Here is a 20,342-nt window from a genome sequence, read left to right as displayed (position 1 = left end):
CTAACGCTCCTCGCACCTCAGTACCTGCGGCCTGGCGGCCGTCGTGGACCACGAAAGAAACCTCCGCTCCCTGAGGAGGCCGGAGCTTGCGGAGGGCGCCACGAAGACATCCCAGGGGTGCAAGGTGTCAAGCGGCGAGGTTGCTGCGGTGGTGCCAGGCGGTGTGTTCGTTGTAGAGGGTGCGGTGGGCCAGGCAGCCGTGGAGGATGCCGATGAGCCGGTTGGCGACCGCCCGCAAGGCTTGGGTGTGGGATTTCTTCTGATCGCGGAGACTGTCGTAGTAGGCGCGGGCGCCGGGACTGCCGGTCAGCGCGCCTTGGGCCATGCACATGGCGGCGGCGTTGAGGCGGGTGTTGCGGATATGGCGGGCCAACACGACGTGTCCTTTGCCCGAGGCGATGGTGCGTGGTGAGGTGCCGGCGTAGTTTCTGCGAGACTTGGCAGTGGCATAGCGTTCGGGGTCATCCCCGAACTCGCCGAGCATCCGGGCGCCGGTGATGTCACCGACTCCGGGCATGGACAGGTAGATCTCGGCGTCCGGATGCGCGTTAAAAGACTGGGCCATCGTGGTTTCGAGTTGGGTGATCTGGGTGTTGAGAGCGGCCAGCATTTCCACGGTCGCGGTCACGGTCGCGGCATAGGCGGCGGTGAGCGACTCGGGTGCGCTCAGGTGGCCGCTACCACGTAAAGCGTGCTGGATGTCGCGGGCACGGGTGTCGATATTGCGTTGGCGGCCACCCTTTTTCAGAGCCGACCGGATCGCCGCGACCGATAGTGCCGCTCCCTGTCGTGGGGTGGGGGCGCGCCGTAACACCGCCAGGCAGTCTTTGTGGGCGAGGTCGTCGCCGAAGGCATCGACCGCGGCCGGATAGTAGGCGCCGAGTTGGGCGCGCAGCACGTTCTGTTGTGCTGAGCGCGCCCACACCAGGTTCTGGTGGGTGCGGGCCATCACCGTGATCGCCTCGGCGGCGACGGTGTCGGCGGCGACGAGGCGATGGTTGTGCCGGTCGGTGCGTACCAGATCAGCCAGGGTTTTCGCATCGGCCTTATCGGATTTGGTGCCGCCGACATGGTGGCGGTCGCGGTACCGCGACACCGACAACGGGTTGATCGCGAACACCTGATAGCCCGCGGCGACCAGGGCGGTGACCCACATGCCGTGATCGGTTTCGATCCCGACCACCTCGGTGGGATCTTGCACATGCTGGGCGATCAGGTCGTGCATTGCGGTGGCGCCGGCAGCGTTCGCGGGTAGTCGGCGGGTGGCCAGGGTGGTGCCGTGCTCATCCATCACGCACACGTCGTGATGATCTGATGCCCAGTCGTTGCCCACAAAGATCATGACAGTCGTTCACCTCTTCGGTCGTCTGAAACGATTTCGATGTGAACCTTCGTGTGATCACCCTGACGCGGCCTAATGGATCAGTGCTCACCCACAAGGTGCAGGGGGCACGACATCCCAGAAGCGTTCTGACGGGTGATCCTCGCCCGGCCGGGCCACGGTCTTCGTGTAGAAATCCGACACCGTTTCAGGGTCCAGCAGTGGTCACCGACCGGGAAGGCTCACACGACCAGCATCCCCCAAAAGGAAGCCGATCCATCCCCATTAGGGTCCTGGCGAGACGACGTCGCCAACCCTTCGAGGCTCGTCGCTAACGCTCCTCGCACCTCAGGGGGCGGGGGGTGGATCGCTTCGCTCGCTCCTCAGTATCTGCGGCCTCGCGGCCGTCGTGGACAACGAAAGAAACCTCCGCTCCCTGAGGAGGCCGGAGCTTGCGGAGGCCGTCACGAAGGGTCCTGGCGAGACGACGTCGCCAACCCTTCGAGGCTCGTCGCTGGCGCTCCTCGCACCTCAGGGAGCAATGGTTATGTCGTTCTTTCGGATTAGGGAGCAGGGGGTGGCTCGCTTCGCTCGCACCTCGAAGACGTGGGGACGGTCAGTTCGGGATCAGGTCCGGATTGGCGTCGGCGAGCAGCTCGTCACGGTCCTCGGCGAGGACGAATCCGCCGGCGATGGCGGCGTCGGCGGCGTTCCGGTAGTGCTTCTCGTATTCGTCGCGCGTTCCGTACCGGGCCGCCAACGCGTCGGCGGGGACAGGGAAGGTCGTGCCGAACAGCAGGCAGATGCGGGAGACGGGGTCGGCGACGATTCCGCTGAGGACCTGGGTCGGTGCGTCGACGCACGGCGTCCGGACCCCGCCCCGGACGTTGCCGATGTCGTCGAGCTCGAACACGGGTTCGGCGCCGTCGATGTCCCGGAGGGCCAGCGGGTCGGCTGCCGGCGGCGGATCGTCACCGTCGGCCCAGGATCGCAGGTGCCGCAACGCAGCCCGCAGGACGAAACGCTGCTGACCCCGGTTGACGGGGTCGGGGCAGCCGAGGAACTCCTCGAAGTCGCCCACCTGGTGCAGGTCGGCGTGTGCCGTGCCCGCCATCTCCCACACGCGTAACCGGTCGGAATCCGGTTGCCGCGCAGTGTGATAACGGAAGTTGGTCAGGACGTCGGTCTCGGTCTGCACCACGAACACCGGTGCGTCGAGGTCGGTGCGGATCGTGGTGGGCTCGCGCCCGAAGACGGTCGTCACGTCGATGCCCGAACCGACCTCGCCCGCGGGCAACCCGGCGGCCGCGCGGCTGTGGATGAGGTATCCGTCGAACGGCGCCGCACCCGGGCCGATGGTGTTCACGTACGTTGTCAGGGCCATCGCCGACTGTGATTCGCCGATCGCGAGCACGGTGGAGACCGTCAGGCCCGCGAGGGGATGATCGGCCCCGGCGGTGTCCCGGGCGGCGCGTCCGATCGAGCTGAAGACGTCGTAACAGTACGCATCGCCCGGATGGTGAAGTCCGGCATACCGTTCCGGGTCCTTGGCGGCGAGACTCTGCGGTGCACCGGTCGCGACGCCGACCGAGCCCGTGCCGCCCTCCACTCCGACGAACTGGGCCGAGACCCCGATCCAGGCGTGCCCGGAACGGACCAGTTCAGCAGCCACATAGGAGTATTCGGGGGCGGCGTCGGCGCCGCTGCTGACGTTCAGCCACTCGACGACCACGCAGCCGCTGAACGTCGCGGGCTCCGCTGGGCGTCGGACGACGACCCGGGTCGTGAACTCGGCGGCGGGTGCGGGCGGGTCCCCGACGACCGCGTCGGCGATCCCCGACGCCGCGTACTCGACGTCGGTGTACCCGGCCGCGGCGAGGTCGGGGAGGGGAGAGGCGCTGAGCAACGAACACCCGTTGCCGCCCTGTAGGACACGAAACCGCATGGGTCGACTCACTTCTTCTTCCGGTGCTGCTTGATCACCTCACCGAACATGAAGTGCATCTTGGTGCCCTGCGGCCAGCCTACGTAGTAGCAGAGGAAGAGGCTGATCTCCTCGAGCTGCTCTGGGGTGAGCTCTCCGTTCCCGAGTGCGGCACCGGCCTGGATCTCGGCGACGTCGATGTTGTTGCTCGCGGCGAGCGCGCCGAGCAGGAGCAACCGGCGGTCACGGTTGGACAGACCCTCCCGGGCCCACACATTGCCGAACACCTGGTCGGCGGTGTGCGCGAAGTAGTCGCCCGGACCGTCGCTCACCTCCCAGCCGTAGACCTCCGACATCTTGGCGAGGCCGCGCCTGCGCGCCTCGTCGGGTGCGTCGTCAGAGATGTGGGAACGGGTCATGCTGGTTCTCCTTCGAGGTGGGGGACACCGAGCCCGGTGGCCAGGTTCCGCAACGCGAGCTGCCCGAGGGGCAGGTCGACGCCGAGTTCCTCACCGAGTGCGAGTGCGAGCGTCAGGTCCTTCTCGCCCAGCGTACGGACGCCGGTGAGGATTCCGTACCAGGGATCGTCGCGCTCGACGGGAGCGGTGGTGTCGCGCAACATGATCGCCCCGGCCCCGCCGGTCACGGCGTCGGAGTGCCGGACCACCTTGCCGAGCTTGGTGATGTCGATGCCGGCCGCCTCGGCCAGTCGCGCGGCCTCGGTGGTCGCGGTGAACGAGATGAAGTGGAGCAGGTTGCGAGCCAGCTTCATCCGAGTGCCCGCGCCGACCTCGGGACCCGCATGGACGAGCATGTCGGCGGTGAGCGCGAACGGTTCCTTCAGCCTCTCGTACGCGTCCCGCGGTCCGCCGACCATGATGGCGAGGCGACCCGACGCCGCACCCATCGCACCGCCGGAGATCGGTGCGTCGAGCAGTGTCACCTCGCGCGCCGCGCACAGATCCGCCAGTTCGACGGCGGTCTCCGGCGCGATCGTCGAGTGGACGGTGATGACGGTGCCCGGGCGAGCTGCCGACAGCAGGCCGTCCGGACCCGCGACCACGGTTCGGACCTGCGCGTCGTCGAGCACGCAGATGCCGATGATGTCGGCCGACGCGGCGAGATCGGCGAGCGATTCCGCAGCGGTGGCGCCCTTCTCCACGACCTTCGCGACGGCGTCGGACGACAGGTCGAACACCGTCAGCCCACCGGCCCACGCGGCCAGGCTCCTGGCCATCGGCCCACCGATGTTGCCGAGTCCGACATACCCCAGACGGATGGGGGACGACTCGCTCATGAGCGGATGACCTGGCCGCCGTCGACGTTGAAGATCTGCCCGGTGATCCACCCGGCCTCGTCCGACAGCAGGAACAGGCACATCCCGACCAGATCCTCCGGAGTGCCGAAACGCCTCAGCGGCAGCCGGTTCACGATGTCGGCGACCATCTCCTTGGGCGTCGTGCTCCGGGTCGCCTCGGTGTCGATGGGGCCCGGGGCGATCGCGTTGACGCGGATGTTCTGCCCGCCGAGCTCGGTGGCGAGCTGCTGGGTCAGGCCGTTGACGCCGACCTTGGCCAGCCCGTAGAAGCCGCTGTACAGCCATGCGGCGGTCGAGGACTGGTTGACGATGGCGCCGCCGCCGTTGGTCATGTGCGGGTAGACCGCCCGGGTCACGTTGAGTGCACCGTCGAGGTTCACGCTCATGAACTTCTTGTAATAGTCCCAGGGCACGGTGATGAGGAAGTCGAGTTTCATCCCGCCGTAGATCGCGGCGTTGTTCACCAGACCGTCGATCGACCCGTAGGCGTCGACGGTGGCGGCGGCGAGCGCCTTCGCCGAATCCTCGTCCGCGACATCGGTGCTGACGTACAGTCCGCCGATGTCGGCCGCGACCTGCTTGCCCTTCTCGTCGGCGAGGTCGGCGACCACGACGTTCGCGCCCTCCGCGGCGAGGGCGCGCGCATAGGCCTCGCCGATCCCGCCGGCGGCTCCGGTGACGATGATGGTCTTGTTCTCGAAACGCTTGGAACTCATTGTCCTGCTTTCTGTGTGGATGATGTGCTGGCCCTTCGTGGCTCGCTTCGCTCGCACCTCAGGGGGCGGTCAAATCTGCTCCCTGAGGTGCGAGGAGCGATAGCGCGAGGCTTGTGCTCCCTGAGGTGCGAGGAGCGATAGCGACGAGCCTCGAAGGGTCACGCCGGGCGGGCGACGGCCTTGGTCTCCAGGTACTCCTCGAAACCGGCGACACCCATCTCGCGGCCGATGCCCGACTGTTTGAAACCGCCGAACGGGACGTCGGCGGAATACCAGATGCCGCCGTTGACGCCCATCGTCCCGGTGCGAACTCCGTTGACGACCTTGTTGATCCGGTCCTCATCGGTCCCGTAGACCATGCCCGACAACCCGTACGGCGAGTCGTTGGCGATGCGGATCGCGTCGTCGTCGCCGTCGTGGGGGATGATCACGAGCACCGGGCCGAAGATCTCCTCCTGCGCCACCCGCGCCGAGTTGTCCAGACCCGAGATCAGGGTCGGTTCGACGAAGAAGCCGGCGGCCTTGTCGGCGGGACGGCCGCCGCCGATCTCGATGGTGCCGCCCTCACTGGTGGCGAGTTCGATGTAGGACTCGATGCGCTGGCGCTGCCGGGCCGAGATGACCGGTCCGCAGATGGTGCCGCCGTCGGTCGGGTCCCCGGCGGGCAGGCCCGCCATCGCGTCGCGGGTGGCCGTGATCGCCTCTTCGAGGCTGCCGCGCGGAACCACGAGACGCGTCGTGATCGCGCACCCCTGGCCGGCATGGGTGACGACGTTGAACGCGGCCATGGCGCAGGCGGATCCGATGTCGGCGTCGTCGAGGACGATGAAGGCCGACTTGCCGCCCAGCTCCAGGAACACCTTCTTCAGCGACTCGGAGGCGGCCGCCATCACCTTCTTGCCGGTCGCGGTGGAGCCGGTGAACGAGACCAGGTCGACGCGCGGATCGGTGCTGAGCTGGGCGCCGAGCTGATGGTCGGTCGAGGTGACGATGTTGAGGACGCCCGGCGGAAAGTCCGTCTCCTCGGCGACCACCTTGCCGACGAGCGCCGCGCACCACGGGGTGTCGGGCGCGGGCTTGAGCACCACCGTGCACCCGGCGGCGAGAGCGGGTCCGATCTTGGCGAAGTTGATCTGGTGCGGGAAGTTCCACGGGGTGATCGCGCCGACGACGCCGACCGCCTCCGAGCGCAGCTCGCGGTGGTTCTTCAGTCCCATGGGCTTCGCGGTACCGAGGTCGCGGGTCCACTCATAGCTCTCGGCGAGGTCGGCGAAGTAGCCGAGATCGGTGACGGGTCCCTCGAACTGCGGGCCGTGGGTGAGGAACGACGGGCATCCCACCTCGGCGATGGTGAGCTCGCGGAGCTCGTCGCCGTGGGCGAGCAGTGCGTCGCGCAGCTGACGCAGGCAGCGAGCGCGGAAGGCATGATCACGCGACCAGTCGGTGGTGTCGAAGGCGGTGCGCGCGGCCGCGATGGCGGCATCCATGTCGGCCGCGGTGGCGTCGGCCGCCTGCCCGATGACCTCCTCGGTCGCGGGATTGACGACGTCGAAGACGCCACCGCTCCCGGGGGTGAGCTTGCCGTCGATCAACAGATCCGACGCGGATTCGGGGCGAAGAGGCATGAGCTGGAACTCCATCTGGACAGGTGTCTGGACTCGCGTTCAAACCTAGTGTAGCGTGGCTCACATGTCCAGCCCCGTGTCCCAGGAATCCACTCGTCGCAGGCTGACCCGGCAGCAGGCGGAGACGGTCACCCGCCTCACCGATGCCGCGGTCGACGTGCTGAACGCCGAGGGTTTCGACGGTCTGACCGTGCGGTCGGTGGCCAAGATCGCCGGGGTCGCGCCGGCCACCGCCTACACCTACTTCTCGTCGAAGAGTCACCTCGTCGCGGAGGTGTTCTGGCGTCGCCTCTCGGCCGGGGTGCTGGAACCGGATCCCGGTGCGCCGCGGAGCGAGCGTGTCGCCCAGGTACTCCGCGAGGTCGCGCTGGTCGTGGCCGGCGAGGGGCAGCTGGGTGGTGCGGTCACGGTGGCCCTGCTGGGCAGCGACCCCGACGTCGAACACCTGCGCGTGCGGATCGGCGCATTCATCCGGCGTCGTCTCGCCGCCGCCCTCGAAGAGGACCCGGAGAACCCGGGCCCGCTGCTCGACGCCCTGGAGATGATCTACTCCGGCGGCCTGGTCTACGCCGGTATGGGGCACATGACCTACGAGCAGACCTCCGAACGTCTTGTCGCAGCCGCACATCTACTGATGGAGAAGTGATGACCGAAACGACGGCGGTGTCGGGGATGGAGCACGAGCTCCCCTTCGATCCGTATGCCTATGGTTTCCACGAGGATCCCTACCCGACCTATTCCCGTCTCCGCGCGGAGGCGCCGGTCTACTACCACGGCGGGATGAACTTCTGGGCGCTCGCCGGGCACGCCGACGTCCGTGCCGCATTCCGTGACACACAACGACTCTCGAACAGCTGGGGCGTGTCGATGGACCCCTCGGCGTACGGTCCCGACGCGCACAAGTCGATGTCGTTCCTCGCCATGGACGACCCCAAGCACATGCGTATCCGCAAACTGGTCTCCAAGGGCTTCACGCCTCGCCGCGTCAACGAACTGACCGGCCGGATCACCGCTCTCACCCATCAGCATTGGAGCAGATGTCTCGACAAGGGCGAGTTCGACTTCGTCCACGACTTCGCCGCCCTGCTCCCGATGGACGTCGTGTCCGAACTGCTGGGTGTGCCCGAAGCCGATCGCACCCGGCTCCGCCACCAGTCCGACCTGCTGTTGCATCGCGAGGACGGCGACCTCGACCTCCCCGAGGCGGCGGTGTACGCGTACATCGAACTGCACAAGTACTATTCGGAGCTCATCGCCGACCGCCGCAAGAACCCCGGTGAGGACCTGGTCTCGGCCCTCATCGCGGCCGAGATCGACGACGACGAGACCGGTGAGAAGACGAAGCTCACCGAGGACGAGATCGTCGGGTTCATGGTCCTGATGGTGGTGGCGGGTAACGAGACCACCACCAAACTGCTGGCCAACGCCCTGTATTGGGGCTGGCGCAATCCGGACGAGCTCGCCAAGGTCTTCGTCGACCCGGAAGTCGTCGTCCCGGACTGGACCGAGGAGACGCTGCGCTACGACAACTCGACGCAGATCGTCGTGCGGCGGGTGATCGAGGATGCCCCCTACGGCGACTTCGTGATCCCGGCGGGCGACCGCGTACTCCTGCTCGTCGGTTCGGCGAACCGCGACGTCGAGGTGTTCGGCGCCGACGCCGACCGGTACGAGATCGGCCGCGACTGCGCCCAGTCCCTGATGAGTTTCGGCCTGGGCGCCCACTTCTGCCTCGGGGCGCACCTCGCGCGCCTCGAGGCCAACATCGGGCTGACCGAGGTGATCAAGTCGATCCGGGCAGTGGAGATCGATGCCGACAAGGCGGTACGGGTCCACTCGGTGAACGTGCGCGGCTTCGCCGAGCTCCCGGTGAAGGTGACGGTGCGCTGATGGCTTTCCGTCCCCATCCTGAGCGCCGACCGGTCCTCGTCGCGGGCGCGTCGTCGGGAATCGGCGCCGCCACGGCCGAATTCCTCTCCGCCGCAGGCCATCCCGTCGCCCTCGCCGCCCGCCGGGTGGAGAAGCTACAGGAACTCGCCGACCAGATCACGGCCGCCGGCGGCGAAGCCGTCGCGGTCCCGTTGGACGTCACCGACGAGCAATCGGTGGTGGATTGCGTCGCGAAGGCCGAGGCGGCGCTGGGGCCGCTGGAGATCGTCGTCGCCGGCGCCGGTGATCTCGCAGTCGGTCTCTCCTACGAGACCGGCACCGATCATTTCGCCGATCAGATCAACATCCACCTCACCGGCGCGTACCGTATCTACCGCGCCGTGATCGGCGGCATGATCGACCGTGCGCGAGGGGATTTCGTGTTCATCGGGTCCGATGTCGCCATCCACCCCCGGCCGTGGTCGTCGGCCTACGTCGCCGCGAAGTCCGGTATCGACGGACTGGTCGCGACCATCCAGCTCGAACTCGAGGGGACCGGTGTGCGGGCCGGGGTCGTCCGTCCCGGACAGACTCTCACGGGCATGGGGATGAACCTCGATCCGAAGACGACCGAGAACATGCTCAACGACTGGATCACACACGGTCTGGCCCGCCACGGCAATTTCCTCTCGCCCGAACACATCGCGCAGGCCGTCGCGGCCATGGTGACCATGCCGCGCGGAGCGCACATGCGGTCGGTCGAGGTGGAGGCCGAAGGCGCGGTCAGCGACAAGAAACGACAGGCAGTACAGGAGAAGGGGACGGATGGATGACCGCCATCACCGAATCAGGCCTGAAACAACCGAATCGCGTCTCGGGTGGCGAGGGCGAACACGGACATCTCGACGAACTCGCCACCGACCCGATCTCGCTGTTCTGGCGCGTCCGTGAGGAATGCGGTGACGTCGGCATGTTCCAGCTCGCCGACCGCGAGGTGGTGCTCGTCTCGGGATCGGCGGCGAGCGAGGAGTTCTTCCGGGCGCCCGAAGAGGACCTGGACCAGGCGGCCGCATACCCGTTCATGACACCGGTGTTCGGTGAGGGCGTCGTGTTCGACACGAGTCCCGAGGAACGGTCGAAGGCGATCCACAACTCGGCGCTCAAGGGCGCGCACATGAAGCAGCACGCGGTGACCATCCCCAACGAGGTCGAGCGGATCATCGCCGACTGGGGGGACGAGGGGGAGATCGACCTCCTCGACTTCTTCGCCGAGCTGACCCTCTACACGTCGTCATCATGTCTCATCGGACGGAAGTTCCGGGAACGGCTCAGCGGACACATCGCCCATCTCTTCCACGACCTGGAAAAGGGCACGGACCCGATCGCCTACGTGGATTACAAGGCCGACATCGAGAGCTTCCGCAAGCGTGACGAGGCACGGGCAGAACTGGTCGAGTTCATCCAGGGCGTGATGGACGAGCGGATCGCGAACCCGACCGAGGACAGGGAAGATCGCGACCTGATGGACGTCCTCGTCCAGGTCGGCTTCGACGCCAACACCATCACCGGCATGTTCATCTCGATGATGTTCGCGGGCCACCACACGACATCGGGCACCGCGGCATGGACCCTCATCGAACTGTTGCGCAATCCCGACTACATGCGACGCGTGTACGAGGAGCTCGACGAGATCTACGGCGAGACCCCGCCCGGCGAGCGCCCGGAATACACCTTTGCGCACACCCGTCAGATGCCGCAGCTCGAGAACGCGCTCAAGGAAGCGCTGCGGCTGCACCCGCCGCTCATCATCCTCATGCGCGTGGTGCAGAACGACTTCCACGTCGAGGACTTCGAGGTGAAGGCCGGGCAGTCGATCGCCGTCTCGCCGGCGATCTCCAACCGGCTGCCCGAGGACTTCCCCGAGGCGGACACCTTCGACCCCGACCGTTACGACAAACCGCGGCAGGAGGATCTGGTCAATCGCTGGACCTGGATCCCCTTCGGCGCCGGTCGTCACCGTTGCGTCGGTGCGCAATTCGCGATCATGCAACTGAAGGCCATCTTCTCGGTGCTCTTCCAGAACTACGAGTTCGAGATGTTGCAGCCGCCCGAGAGCTACCGCAACGACCACTCGAAGATGGTGGTCCAGCTGCAGCAACCCTGCCGCGTCGCCTACCGCAAGCGTCAGGACGCGTGATGCGCGTCGAGGTGGACCTGGACCTCTGCCAGGGACATGGGATGTGTGAGCTCGAGGCGCCCGAGGTCTTCGCCGCGCACACCGATCATGTGGAGATCCTCGACGCGACCCCCGACGAATCCCAGCGCGCCGAGGTCGAGGCCGGCGTGCACTACTGCCCGACTCAGGCCCTTCGGATCATCGAGGACTGAGCTCCGACCACGTCGCCCACGCAAGACCCGAACGATCGAATGAAGGTGGAACACATGTCTTTTGACCGTGCCGAACTCGACGAGATGAAGGAGCGGTGGCTCGCCGCCAACATCGAGGCCGAAAAGGCGGGGGACTGGAAGCCCCTGGCCGACTTCTACACCGAGGATGCCACCTACGGGTGGAACTACGGCCCCAACAAGGATTTCATGGCCGTCGGCCGCGAGGAGATCCGCGAGCTCGCCCTCGGACAGGAGATGGAGGGTCTGCAGGGGTGGGAGTACCCGTACCAGGCCTGGGTCATCGATGACCAGACCGGCGACATGATCGGACTGTGGAAGCAGATCTACGAGGGCACACGCGACGACGGCAGCCACTACGCCCTCGAGGGCATCCAGGGTAGCTGGTTCAAGTACGGAGGAAACTTCCAGTTCCGCTGGCAGCGTGACTTCTTCGACTACGGCAACGTCTCGGCTCTCTTCATCGAGATGATGAAGAACAACGCGATGAGTGAGCCGATGCTCAAGCGTGTGGAGAAGTCGGCGCCGGGTAATCTGCCGGGTTGGTACGACTTCGGCAAGGCCCCGGTCGCGTTCTGGTGAACTGACATGACTTCCACAGCCCCGACCTACCAAGGTCTGAGTCAGGATCAGCTCGCCGTACTCGTACCGGAACTGCTGCTGTCGGGTCAGATGATCGACCGCAGCGGCATGGCGCATCTCATCAGCGCCTTCGGCCGGGACGTGATGGGCAAGGTCGCCATCGAGGAGTGGATGGCCGCGAGTCCGGTCTACACGCATCGCATGCGCACGGCCCTGGGTATCGACGGCGACGGTGTCGAGGACATGTTCAAGTGTCTGCAACTCGACATCGGTGCGCCACCCCAGTTCATGGACTTCCGATACCGCATCGACGACGAGTACCACGGGTCGTTCGTGCTCGATCACTGCGGCGCGCTGCTCGACGTCGAACCCCTCGGCGACGACTACGTGACCACCATGTGCCACGACATCGAGGACCCCACCTTCGATGCGACGGCGATCGCGACCAACCGGCGCGCACGAATCCGTCCGGTTCATCGCCCCCCGCGTCGACCGGTCGATCGCACGCCGCACTGTGAGTGGACGGTCACGATCGAACCGGATCGAGACGAGCTGCCGCTCCCACCGGATTCGGTCGACATGTTCGAGACGAGGGCCGGTCAACTCGTCCTGTCGGCCATCGACACCACGGAGACCGACGGCTGGGTCGACTACCGCGGCCCGCTCGTCGAGGATCTGCAGTTCGCGGAGTGGTCGGCGTCGGCTCTGGTGCGGGTCGCCGAAGAGGTTGCGCTGCAACACCAGTTGCTGTCGCTGGGCTTCCTCGTCAGCCTGCGCAGGTATGCCGAGAGCGAGGCGCAGACCACCGAGATCTTCCGCAAGCAGCTGATCGGCATCGCCGGACTCGCTGCCGACCGGATTCGCGTCGCGCTCGATCTGTCCGCCGACGCCGCAGGTCTCGCCGAGGTGCTCGCCCTGCATCCGTGTTTCGGTCCGACCCAGTACACGGGACTCACCGCAGAGGCCGACGGGGACACGGTCACCGTCCGAATCCCTCGGGAGTCCGATGCGATGACCGACGGCGGTTGGACGTCGATCCTCGATGCCGACCACGTCGAACCGTTGCAGGCGGCGGCGACCGCCGTCGATCCGTATCTCGTCGTCGCGGACGCGACCGAGGCCGACGGCGATCTCGTCGTCCGGATCACCACGGCGGACACGCCGCAGAAGGAGTACGGCGAGGTGGCCGTCGCACGCTTCAGCGGGGGTGCGAGTTTCGAATTCGTCGACCGCGGGCGGTCGATCCCGATCACGCCGGTGGGCAGCTCGGCGTGACGTCGGGCGGCGGCTGGTCACCCGGCGGCTCGGGACTGGGGGGCCGGGTCGCCGTGGTCGCGGGCGCGACCCGCGGTATCGGACTGGCCGTCTCGTATGCGCTGGCCGGACAGGGGGTCTCGGTCGTCGTCAACGGTCGCGACGGACAGGCCGTCGACGACACCGTCGCCGAGATCCGCGGCGGCGGCGGATATGCCGTGGGCGTTCGCGGGTCCGCGGGCGACGACGGGGTGGCGCAGGCGATGGTCGAGGCGGCGCTGGCGGAGTTCGGTGCCCTCGACATCGCCATCAATTGCGCCGGCATCGCCGAACCTCCCGGTTCGACGGTGTTGACGATCGCTTCCGGCGAGTTCCGCGACCAGATCGACGCCCACCTGATGAGCGCCTTCCATCTCGTCCAGGCCGCGGGGAGGGTGTTCGTCGAACAGGGGTCGGGGTCGGTCGTGCTCACGGGTTCGGCCGCCTCGCTCGGAATGTTCGGTGGCAGCGGCTATCCCGCGGCGAAGGGCGGCGTCAACGCACTTGCCCTCGCCGCGGCCGCGGACCTCCGGGATCATCACGTACGCGTCAATGTGGTGATGCCGGGCGCGAAGTCGAGGCTGTCCTCCGGTGACGACTACGTCGCCCACATCGAAGGACTCCATCGTCGCGGAATCCTCGACGACCCCACCCGCGACGCGGCGCTCGATCCCGCCCCGCCCGAATACGTCGCCCCGCTGTACGTGTTCCTGGCCAGTGACGCCGCCGAGCACATCACCGGCGAGATCTTCAGCGCTGCCGGAGGATTCATCGGCCGGTTCGAGTCGCAGCAGGCGAGTTTCATCGCATACCGCGACCACAAGGGCACCTCGCCCTACAGTCTCGACGAACTCGCCGGCATCCTGGCCGGGCCGGCGGCTCCCTGAGGAGCGCCCGGAGCTCGCGGAGGGCGCGTTCTCCCGCTCCCTGAGGAGCGTCCGGAGCTTGCGGAGGGCGCGTCACGAAGGGTCTTCGCAACCCGACTCACCAAGACCCTTCGTGACGCTCGCAAGCTCGCTCCTCAGGGAGCAGGAGGTTACGCTCGCAAGCTCGCTCCTCAGGGAGCAGGAGGTTACGCTCGCAAGCTCGCTCCTCAGGGAGCAGGAGGTTACGCTCGCAAGTTAGCTCCTCAGGGAGCAGGAGGTTACGCTCGCAAGTTAGCTCCTCAGGGAGCAGGAGGTTACGCTCGCAAGCTCGCTCCTCAGGGAGCAGGAGGTTACGCTCGCAAGCTCGCTGCTCAGGGACCAGTGGTTTTGCGGTTCCTTCGGATCAGGGGCGGCGGACGGCGCGTCGTTCGAGCCAGAAGCGGGCACCGTCGGCGACGGCCTCGGTCACCGGGCGCGGATGCCATCCGAGGTCGCGTTCGGCCTTGCCGTGGTCCATCTCGGACATGAAGTGCATCAACCGGACCGAGGGGATCGTCAACTGCACCGGCTTGCGCGTCAGCGTCGCTCGGGCGGAACCCACCGCCCCGAAGGTGTACAGCGCAGCGCGGTTGAGAACGACGCGCGGGGGCTGACGATCCGCGGTCGCGGCGGCGATGGCCACGATCTCACCGGTGTCGATGGACCGCTCGGAGACGATGTAGCGTTCGCCGACCTCGCCGCGGTCCGCCGCGAGGAGCAGCGCCTGCGCGGCGTCGTCGATGCCGACCGACTCGGCGCGACAGCCGCGGACGGTGAACGGTAACTTGCCCAGCGCCGCACCGGCAACGAATGCGCCGTGGGGAGTTGGTTGCCAGTCGCCGGGTCCGTAGGTGTTGGCGACGCACATCGCGAGGGCGGGTACCGCGTCGTCCTGCGCTCGACGCAGCACCAGGTCCTCGGCGGCCACGCGACTGCGCACATAGGCGGGAGCCCGCGCGGCCCAGTTGAACACATCGTCCTCCGCCGCCCGACGGCCGTTCACCCGCCCGATGGTCGCCGCGGTGCTGGTGAACACGAACTTCCGCAGTGGCATCCGGGCTGCGACGTCGAGCACCGAACGCAGGGCCTCGACGTTCGTCCGGTACAGCGGTGCCGGATCGCGCAACCAGGCGCGCGTGTCGACCGCGCAGTGGAACACCACGTCGCAACCGGTCATCGCCCGCGCGACGGCGTCGGCGTCGAAGAGATCGCCCGTCACGTGATCGACGCCGAGACCGGCCAGGGTCCGGAGGTCACTCGTGGGCCGGGTGAACACCCGCACCTCCTCGCCCGCGTCCACGAGCTGCCGAACGAGATGAGAACCGAGAAACCCGTTGCCCCCGATGACCAGTGACGGCACGGTTCACAGCCCTCCGGGTGCGAGATCGTCGATCGCGGCTGCGCTGCGGGACAGCATCGCATCGAACATCGCATTGCCGCGCTCGGTGGGTTGTGCAGCAGCGGAGCCGAACACGATGATCAGCGGCGCCTGGATCAGGTTGCCGACGTAGTCGTCCCAGCAGTCGTCGAGCGTGTAGTCGCCGACGCCCGCGGTGACCAGCGCCCGATGGTACGAGGCGACGATGCCGCGCTCGTGCCGGCGCCGGTCGTCGGTGGTCAGACTGGTACTCAGCAGGAAGGCGATGTCGCGCAGCGGGTTACCGGTGGTGATCGTCTGCCAGTCGATCACCGTGACCTCACCGGACGGGCCGAACAGGACGTTGTCGACCCGGAGGTCGCCGTGGATCAGGGTGGCATTGTCCAGCGGGGCGACCAGCCACTGGCCGGCCTCACGGACGAGCCAATCGACCGCTGCCGATGACGGACCGATAGGGGAGAAGCGCTCGCGATAGACCTCGGCCATCGGCGCGAGGATCGACTCCATCACTTCCCGGTCGGCGTCGGTGGGCAACGGCATCTCGGCCAGCAGGGTCGGATCGTTCCACCGGGGAGCGTGCAGACCGGCGGCCGCGACGGCGATCGATTCGGCCTGTGCGGCTGTGCAGCCGGCGATCTGGTCGCCCTGCACGGCAGCACCCATGTCCTCCAGCAGGAGTACGAACTCGGTGCCGCGGTCGGAGATGGTCGCGGCGAAGCAGGCGGGGATCGGCACCGTGAACGATGCGGCGAGATCGCGGTAGAACCGCACCTCGTTGCGGAACACCCCCGAGCCGAACTCGCGCTGGTCCGGTGACCCGGTGGCGAGCTTCGCGATCATGGTGTCGGGCAGCGTCGCTGGGCTGTCGTGCCCGAGATGGAGACGATAGGAACCGGCCATCTGACCGGTTCCCACCGGTTCGGCCTCCACCGACTCGACGTTGACGTCGTGACCGTGGGAAGTGAGGAATGCGGTCAGCCACGTCGGGGTGAGTTCGTCAATGCAGGTCGGGATTCCGACGGTGTCCGGCACGGGCACGCCCTTTCGATCGAGCTGCGTGGGTCGGGCCGATGTGACCGGGCTCACCCAGCCCGCTGATCGGACACTACCGAGGAAATGGACTGGTGTCCAGGGAACCGACGCGGCGGTGTGCAGCGGTGCGGGTCCGGCCGCGCAGGGCGACCTCGCGATCAGCAAATCCATTCCGCCACATGAAGGATGGCCGTCGGTTAGGCTGCGCGGACATACGGCGACCCGATTCGCGGTCGCCGGGACGAGGAGAGCGCGAGTGAGTACCAGACTCGACGGGAAGGTCGCCCTCGTGACGGGCGCGGCACGGGGTCAGGGGCGCAGCCACGCGGTGCGGATGGCCGAGCAGGGCGCCGACATCATCGCCATCGACATCTGCGATCAGATCACGACGGTCAATTACGCCATGAGCACGCCGGACGACCTGCAGCAGACCGCGAAGATGGTCGACGCGACGGACAGTCGGGTGATCGCGAAGATCGCCGACGTCCGAAGCCGGGACGCCCTGCAGGCCGCGATCGACGACGCGGTGGCGCAGTTCGGCAGACTCGACATCGTCGTGGCCAACGCCGGTATCAGCCCGCTCGGGCCCGAGAGTCCTTCGGTCACCTGGCTGAACACGGTGTCGGTGAACCTCGGTGGGGTGATCAACACGCTCGAGTTGTCCCTGCCGCACCTCGAAGCCGGCGCGTCGATCGTCTGCATCGGTTCGATGGCCGCGTTCATGCCGTCGTTCGAGTCCGCGCAGGCCGGGCCGGGTGCAGGCGGTTACGGCCATTCGAAACGAGCGGTGGCGCGACTCGTCAACGACCTCGCCCGGCACCTGGCGCCGAAAGGTATTCGCGTCAACGCGATTCATCCCGGCAATGTCGACACCGCGATGGTGCATCACGACGAGATCTACCGGCTGTTCCGGCCCGATCTCGAGAAACCGGTCTACGACGACGTCAAGGACGTCTTCGCGTCGTTGCACGCGATGCCGGTGGACCTGCTCGCGCCCGAGGACGTCACCGAGGCGGTCCTCTACCTGGTGTCCGATGCTGCCCGGTACGTGACCGGTCAACAGCTCCGGGTCGAGGCGGGCGCGTTGCTGAACTCGGTGCCACCCGGCGTGCCCGACTGACGGTCACTGAACCGGTGGTCCCGCAACCGAACCCGGGTTCACTGGCAGAGCCGGCAAGGCGGGTCGTATCGACCGGTACGCCGTCAGCACCGACAACAGTTCCGACGGCGCGGCGCCGTGCATGATGACCGAGTCGACTCCCAGGTCGAACTGGCGCGCTACGGCGGCCGCGCACTGTTCGGCACTGCCGACCGCGCTGTCGGCGACCCACGACGCCGGGATGACCTCGGCGAGCCGGGCGAGTTCGTCGGCGGTGGCGGTGGCGTCGATCGGCCCGCGGGCGCCGGCGAAAGCCGGACTCTCCCTGATCCGTTCGAGATCCTCCCCACGCCATCCGTTGGCCCGCATCAGGACATCCGGATATCCCTGGAGATAGGTCGCGAGCCGGCCGTACAGACGGCGCAGCCGGTCGTCTTCGTCGAGTTGGTCGGGCACGGTGGCCAGTACCGACCAGATGCGAACCGAAGCGGGGTCCCGGCCGGCCTCGTCGGCCGCCGCCCGGACGGCCTCGACCGCGGCGATGGTGGCCGCGTCGGAGAAGAAGGTGTGCAGGACGACACCGTCGGCGATGCGCCCGGCAAGACGTAAGGTGTTGGGCGACATCGTCACGAGCAGGATGGGAACCGGTGGAACCGCGTCACCGAGGTTGAGGTAGTCGTAGGTGCCGAGCGGGCCGTCGTGGCCCAGGATCATCTCGCCGCGCCAGAGGGTGCGCAATACCGAGGCGGCGTCGGTGAGCTGCGCGCTCGTGACATCGGGAACCCCGAGAACTTGCCACTGTGCGGCGAATCCACGGCCGAGGCCGAGCGCGAAGCGACCACCCGTCATGGTCGACAACGTGGCGGCCATGGACGCGGTGATGATGGGGTGACGGGTGTTGTGGTTGGTCGCGGCCGTGGCGACGCCCATGCGGCGGCTCGCCGCCGCGAGACCGCCCGCGAGCACGGCCGCGTCCTTCACGTTGAACCGCTCGGAGACGAAGGCGGCACCGAAGCCCGCGCTGTCGGCGAGCCGCGCCTCGTCGGCGAGTTCGGCGGGATCGACCGGATGACGCGAGAGGGCGTAGTAGCCGATCTCCGCAAGCGTCTGCTGTGGTGTCGATTCCGGTGTCGGTGTGGTGGCCGCGGTCGAGGTCATGCCTGTGCGGCGACGGCTTGTCGATATACGCGGGACCGGGGTTCGCGCACCCAGAGTGTGCCCGTGCCGGGGACGGCGCCCTCGGATTTCAGGGTGCGCTTGAGGATCTTGTTCGTCGCGGTGGTGGGCAGGTCGTCCTCGATCCGAACATACGTCGGCCACGCCTTCGGCGACAGGTCGGCCTGTGCGGCAAGCTGTTCGGCAAAAGATTCCGCGGTCAGCTCGACCCCGTCCTGCAGGACGACGGCGGCCATCACCGCATCGCCGACGTGTTCGTCGGGAACGGCGTACACCGCAACGCGATTGATTTCCGGAACGCGCAACAGCACCCGTTCGATCGGTCCCGCGGCGAGGTTCTCGCCGTCGACGCGCATCCAGTCACCGGTCCGGCCGGCGAGGTAGATCCAGTCGTCGGCGTCCTTGTACGCCAGGTCCCCCGACCAGTACATGCCGTGGCGGAGACGCTCGCTGGTGGCGTCGGAGTCGTTGTAGTAGCCCATGAACATGCCGCCGCCCTCGATGTTCACCAGCTCGCCGATCGCCTCGTCGGCGTTGAGAAGCGCACCATTGGCGTCGAATTCGGCTCGCGGACACTCGGTCAGCGTCGTCGAGTTGTAGACGGCGACGTTCGGGAAGCCCTTGCCGATCGAACCGTGCGGCGTGCCGGGCTCGCGCGTGATGATGATCGCCAGCTCGGTGGAACCGAAGCCGTCCCAGACGGTGCAACCGAACCGGCGGGAGAAATCGTCGATGTCGCGGTCGGTGGCCTCGTTACCGAACGCCACCCGGAGCGGATTGTCGGCGTCGTCGGGCCTCTCCTCGGTGGCCAGGATGTAGGCGAGCGGCTTGCCGACGTAGTTCATGTACGTCGCGTTGTAGCGACGGATGTCGGCCAGGAAGGTCGACGCGGAGAACTTGGCGGGCGCGATCGCGGCACCGCCGCACAGTGCGACGCAGTAACCCCCCATGAGCGCGGCGCTGTGGAACAGGGGCATCGACAGGTAGCAGACGTCGCCGGGGCCGATGTCGTATTTGTCGGCGAGCACCGGACCCGCAAACGGCATCATCATGTGCGCGAACTGGACCGGTTTGGGGTTCCCGCTGGTCCCCGAGGTGAAGATCAGCATGAACGTGTCCATCGCCCCGGGTACCGAATGCGGGGTCAACTCCGCGGCGCCGGAGAGCATCTCGGCCCACTGCGGAGTGGAGGTGTCCAGCACCGTCACATCGGTCAGCTCGAGGCCGTCGAGGAGTGGCCGGTGTTCCGCGTCGGTGAGAAGGATCTGACAGTCCGCGCGCAGGATGTCGGCAGCGAGGCCCTCACCGCGGCGAGTGTTGTTGATCCCTGCCGTCACATAACCGCCCAGCGCGCCGGCGGCCAGGGCGATCAGCATGTCCGGGGTGTTCCCGAGCAGCACGCCCACATGCAGCGGACGCTCGGTGTCGGCGATGCCGAGGATCGCCGACGCGGCCTGTTCGGCGTCGCGAATGTACTCGCGCCACGTCCATTGCCGACCCTCGTAGGTGATCGCGAGGTTGTCGTCGTCGGCGCGTGCCTGCAGGAGCTGGGTGACTGTCTCGGCCATGCGGCAAATCTAGAACGTGTTCACCGCACGTGTATACAGATTTGCAGAATTGTCTACTGCGGTTTCAGAGGGGGTCGCCGTGACCTTTGAAAGAACACTCGTGAGCGTCTGATCTCCATGCTCCCTGAGG

19 protein-coding genes are annotated in these 20,342 nt (G+C 67.2%); 9 read left to right on the top strand and 10 right to left on the bottom strand.

The window, feature by feature from the left end; translation table 11 throughout:
* Positions 1–127: 127 nt before the first annotated feature.
* The 6 genes from ACFVHY_RS23450 to ACFVHY_RS23425 form a co-directional block, all read right to left on the bottom strand.
* Positions 128–1,342, bottom strand: coding sequence for an IS110 family transposase (locus ACFVHY_RS23450; RefSeq protein ID WP_390275766.1), 1,215 nt, complete (start codon positions 1,340–1,342; stop codon positions 128–130).
* Positions 1,343–1,937: 595 nt separating this feature from the next.
* Positions 1,938–3,266, bottom strand: coding sequence for an alpha/beta hydrolase domain-containing protein (locus ACFVHY_RS23445; protein WP_390275765.1), 1,329 nt, complete (start codon positions 3,264–3,266; stop codon positions 1,938–1,940).
* Between the two features lie 8 nt (positions 3,267–3,274).
* Positions 3,275–3,664 carry a carboxymuconolactone decarboxylase family protein gene (locus ACFVHY_RS23440; RefSeq protein ID WP_068972526.1) on the bottom strand — a complete coding sequence of 130 codons (390 nt, stop codon included), beginning with the start codon at positions 3,662–3,664 and terminating at the stop codon, positions 3,275–3,277.
* Complete coding sequence (locus ACFVHY_RS23435) at positions 3,661–4,542, bottom strand: NAD(P)-dependent oxidoreductase (RefSeq protein WP_390275764.1); 882 nt, start codon at positions 4,540–4,542, stop codon at positions 3,661–3,663. Before ACFVHY_RS23435 ends, ACFVHY_RS23440 begins: the two co-directional genes overlap by 4 nt.
* Complete coding sequence (locus ACFVHY_RS23430) at positions 4,539–5,279, bottom strand: SDR family oxidoreductase (protein WP_390275763.1); 741 nt, start codon at positions 5,277–5,279, stop codon at positions 4,539–4,541. The genes ACFVHY_RS23435 and ACFVHY_RS23430 overlap by 4 nt, the downstream gene beginning before the upstream one ends.
* A 158-nt stretch (positions 5,280–5,437) precedes the next feature.
* Positions 5,438–6,904: an aldehyde dehydrogenase gene (locus ACFVHY_RS23425; protein ID WP_390275762.1), complete on the bottom strand. Its 1,467-nt coding sequence runs from the start codon at positions 6,902–6,904 to the stop codon at positions 5,438–5,440.
* 64 nt (positions 6,905–6,968) lie between these two features.
* On the opposite strand from ACFVHY_RS23425, the gene ACFVHY_RS23420 reads away from it, so the two are divergent.
* Genes ACFVHY_RS23420 through ACFVHY_RS23385 form a run of 8 tightly spaced genes read left to right on the top strand, consistent with a single transcriptional unit; the run spans position 6,969 to position 13,941 of the window.
* On the top strand, positions 6,969–7,550 hold the full coding sequence (locus ACFVHY_RS23420) for a TetR/AcrR family transcriptional regulator (protein ID WP_390275761.1): 582 nt from the start codon (positions 6,969–6,971) through the stop codon (positions 7,548–7,550).
* Positions 7,550–8,794 carry a cytochrome P450 gene (locus ACFVHY_RS23415; RefSeq protein WP_390275760.1) on the top strand — a complete coding sequence of 415 codons (1,245 nt, stop codon included), beginning with the start codon at positions 7,550–7,552 and terminating at the stop codon, positions 8,792–8,794. The genes ACFVHY_RS23420 and ACFVHY_RS23415 overlap by 1 nt, the downstream gene beginning before the upstream one ends.
* On the top strand, positions 8,794–9,606 hold the full coding sequence (locus tag ACFVHY_RS23410; protein WP_390275759.1) for an SDR family oxidoreductase: 813 nt from the start codon (positions 8,794–8,796) through the stop codon (positions 9,604–9,606). Before ACFVHY_RS23415 ends, ACFVHY_RS23410 begins: the two co-directional genes overlap by 1 nt.
* Positions 9,603–10,970, top strand: coding sequence for a cytochrome P450 (locus tag ACFVHY_RS23405; RefSeq protein WP_390275758.1), 1,368 nt, complete (start codon positions 9,603–9,605; stop codon positions 10,968–10,970). The genes ACFVHY_RS23410 and ACFVHY_RS23405 overlap by 4 nt, the downstream gene beginning before the upstream one ends.
* Complete coding sequence (locus tag ACFVHY_RS23400; protein ID WP_058252397.1) at positions 10,970–11,161, top strand: ferredoxin; 192 nt, start codon at positions 10,970–10,972, stop codon at positions 11,159–11,161. Before ACFVHY_RS23405 ends, ACFVHY_RS23400 begins: the two co-directional genes overlap by 1 nt.
* 54 nt (positions 11,162–11,215) lie before the next feature.
* Positions 11,216–11,761 (top strand): hypothetical protein, encoded by a 546-nt coding sequence (locus tag ACFVHY_RS23395; protein ID WP_078114131.1) that lies wholly within the window; start codon positions 11,216–11,218, stop codon positions 11,759–11,761.
* Between the two features lie 6 nt (positions 11,762–11,767).
* Positions 11,768–13,036, top strand: a complete 1,269-nt coding sequence (locus ACFVHY_RS23390) for a hypothetical protein (protein ID WP_390275757.1) — start codon at positions 11,768–11,770, stop codon at positions 13,034–13,036.
* On the top strand, positions 13,033–13,941 hold the full coding sequence (locus tag ACFVHY_RS23385) for an SDR family NAD(P)-dependent oxidoreductase (RefSeq protein ID WP_390275755.1): 909 nt from the start codon (positions 13,033–13,035) through the stop codon (positions 13,939–13,941). The genes ACFVHY_RS23390 and ACFVHY_RS23385 overlap by 4 nt, the downstream gene beginning before the upstream one ends.
* A gap of 382 nt (positions 13,942–14,323) precedes the next feature.
* Here the strand turns inward: ACFVHY_RS23385 and ACFVHY_RS23380 are convergent, their stop codons facing one another.
* Together ACFVHY_RS23380 and ACFVHY_RS23375 are read right to left on the bottom strand one after the other, a co-directional pair.
* Positions 14,324–15,319, bottom strand: coding sequence for an NAD-dependent epimerase/dehydratase family protein (locus ACFVHY_RS23380; protein ID WP_390275754.1), 996 nt, complete (start codon positions 15,317–15,319; stop codon positions 14,324–14,326).
* Between the two features lie 3 nt (positions 15,320–15,322).
* The gene (locus ACFVHY_RS23375) at positions 15,323–16,375 is read right to left on the bottom strand and encodes a phosphotransferase family protein (protein WP_390275753.1); all 1,053 of its coding nucleotides are present in this window, start codon (positions 16,373–16,375) and stop codon (positions 15,323–15,325) included.
* A gap of 250 nt (positions 16,376–16,625) precedes the next feature.
* On the opposite strand from ACFVHY_RS23375, the gene ACFVHY_RS23370 reads away from it, so the two are divergent.
* Positions 16,626–17,489: a mycofactocin-coupled SDR family oxidoreductase gene (locus tag ACFVHY_RS23370; RefSeq protein ID WP_068971220.1), complete on the top strand. Its 864-nt coding sequence runs from the start codon at positions 16,626–16,628 to the stop codon at positions 17,487–17,489.
* Between the two features lie 3 nt (positions 17,490–17,492).
* Here the strand turns inward: ACFVHY_RS23370 and ACFVHY_RS23365 are convergent, their stop codons facing one another.
* On the bottom strand, positions 17,493–18,626 hold the full coding sequence (locus ACFVHY_RS23365) for a TIGR03857 family LLM class F420-dependent oxidoreductase (RefSeq protein WP_390275752.1): 1,134 nt from the start codon (positions 18,624–18,626) through the stop codon (positions 17,493–17,495).
* Positions 18,623–20,212 (bottom strand): fatty-acid--CoA ligase FadD1, encoded by a 1,590-nt coding sequence (gene fadD1, locus ACFVHY_RS23360; protein WP_390275751.1) that lies wholly within the window; start codon positions 20,210–20,212, stop codon positions 18,623–18,625. The genes ACFVHY_RS23365 and fadD1 overlap by 4 nt, the downstream gene beginning before the upstream one ends.
* Between the last annotated feature and the right edge of the window lie 130 nt (positions 20,213–20,342).

Origin of the sequence: Gordonia sp. NPDC127522 (genome assembly GCF_042672305.1) — a bacterium.
GTDB lineage: Bacteria > Actinomycetota > Actinomycetes > Mycobacteriales > Mycobacteriaceae > Gordonia > Gordonia hongkongensis.
Note: the sequence above shows the minus strand (reverse complement) of the source record. Positions and strands in the feature narration are given on the sequence as shown.

Coding starts and splice junctions, on each gene's coding strand:
- ACFVHY_RS23450 (WP_390275766.1), bottom strand. CDS start 1,342: ATGATCTTTGTGGGCAACGACTGGGCATCAGATCATCACGACGTGTGC.
- ACFVHY_RS23445 (WP_390275765.1), bottom strand. CDS start 3,266: ATGCGGTTTCGTGTCCTACAGGGCGGCAACGGGTGTTCGTTGCTCAGC.
- ACFVHY_RS23440 (WP_068972526.1), bottom strand. CDS start 3,664: ATGACCCGTTCCCACATCTCTGACGACGCACCCGACGAGGCGCGCAGG.
- ACFVHY_RS23435 (WP_390275764.1), bottom strand. CDS start 4,542: ATGAGCGAGTCGTCCCCCATCCGTCTGGGGTATGTCGGACTCGGCAAC.
- ACFVHY_RS23430 (WP_390275763.1), bottom strand. CDS start 5,279: ATGAGTTCCAAGCGTTTCGAGAACAAGACCATCATCGTCACCGGAGCC.
- ACFVHY_RS23425 (WP_390275762.1), bottom strand. CDS start 6,904: ATGCCTCTTCGCCCCGAATCCGCGTCGGATCTGTTGATCGACGGCAAG.
- ACFVHY_RS23420 (WP_390275761.1), top strand. CDS start 6,969: ATGTCCAGCCCCGTGTCCCAGGAATCCACTCGTCGCAGGCTGACCCGG.
- ACFVHY_RS23415 (WP_390275760.1), top strand. CDS start 7,550: ATGACCGAAACGACGGCGGTGTCGGGGATGGAGCACGAGCTCCCCTTC.
- ACFVHY_RS23410 (WP_390275759.1), top strand. CDS start 8,794: ATGGCTTTCCGTCCCCATCCTGAGCGCCGACCGGTCCTCGTCGCGGGC.
- ACFVHY_RS23405 (WP_390275758.1), top strand. CDS start 9,603: ATGACCGCCATCACCGAATCAGGCCTGAAACAACCGAATCGCGTCTCG.
- ACFVHY_RS23400 (WP_058252397.1), top strand. CDS start 10,970: ATGCGCGTCGAGGTGGACCTGGACCTCTGCCAGGGACATGGGATGTGT.
- ACFVHY_RS23395 (WP_078114131.1), top strand. CDS start 11,216: ATGTCTTTTGACCGTGCCGAACTCGACGAGATGAAGGAGCGGTGGCTC.
- ACFVHY_RS23390 (WP_390275757.1), top strand. CDS start 11,768: ATGACTTCCACAGCCCCGACCTACCAAGGTCTGAGTCAGGATCAGCTC.
- ACFVHY_RS23365 (WP_390275752.1), bottom strand. CDS start 18,626: ATGACCTCGACCGCGGCCACCACACCGACACCGGAATCGACACCACAG.
- fadD1 (WP_390275751.1), bottom strand. CDS start 20,212: ATGGCCGAGACAGTCACCCAGCTCCTGCAGGCACGCGCCGACGACGAC.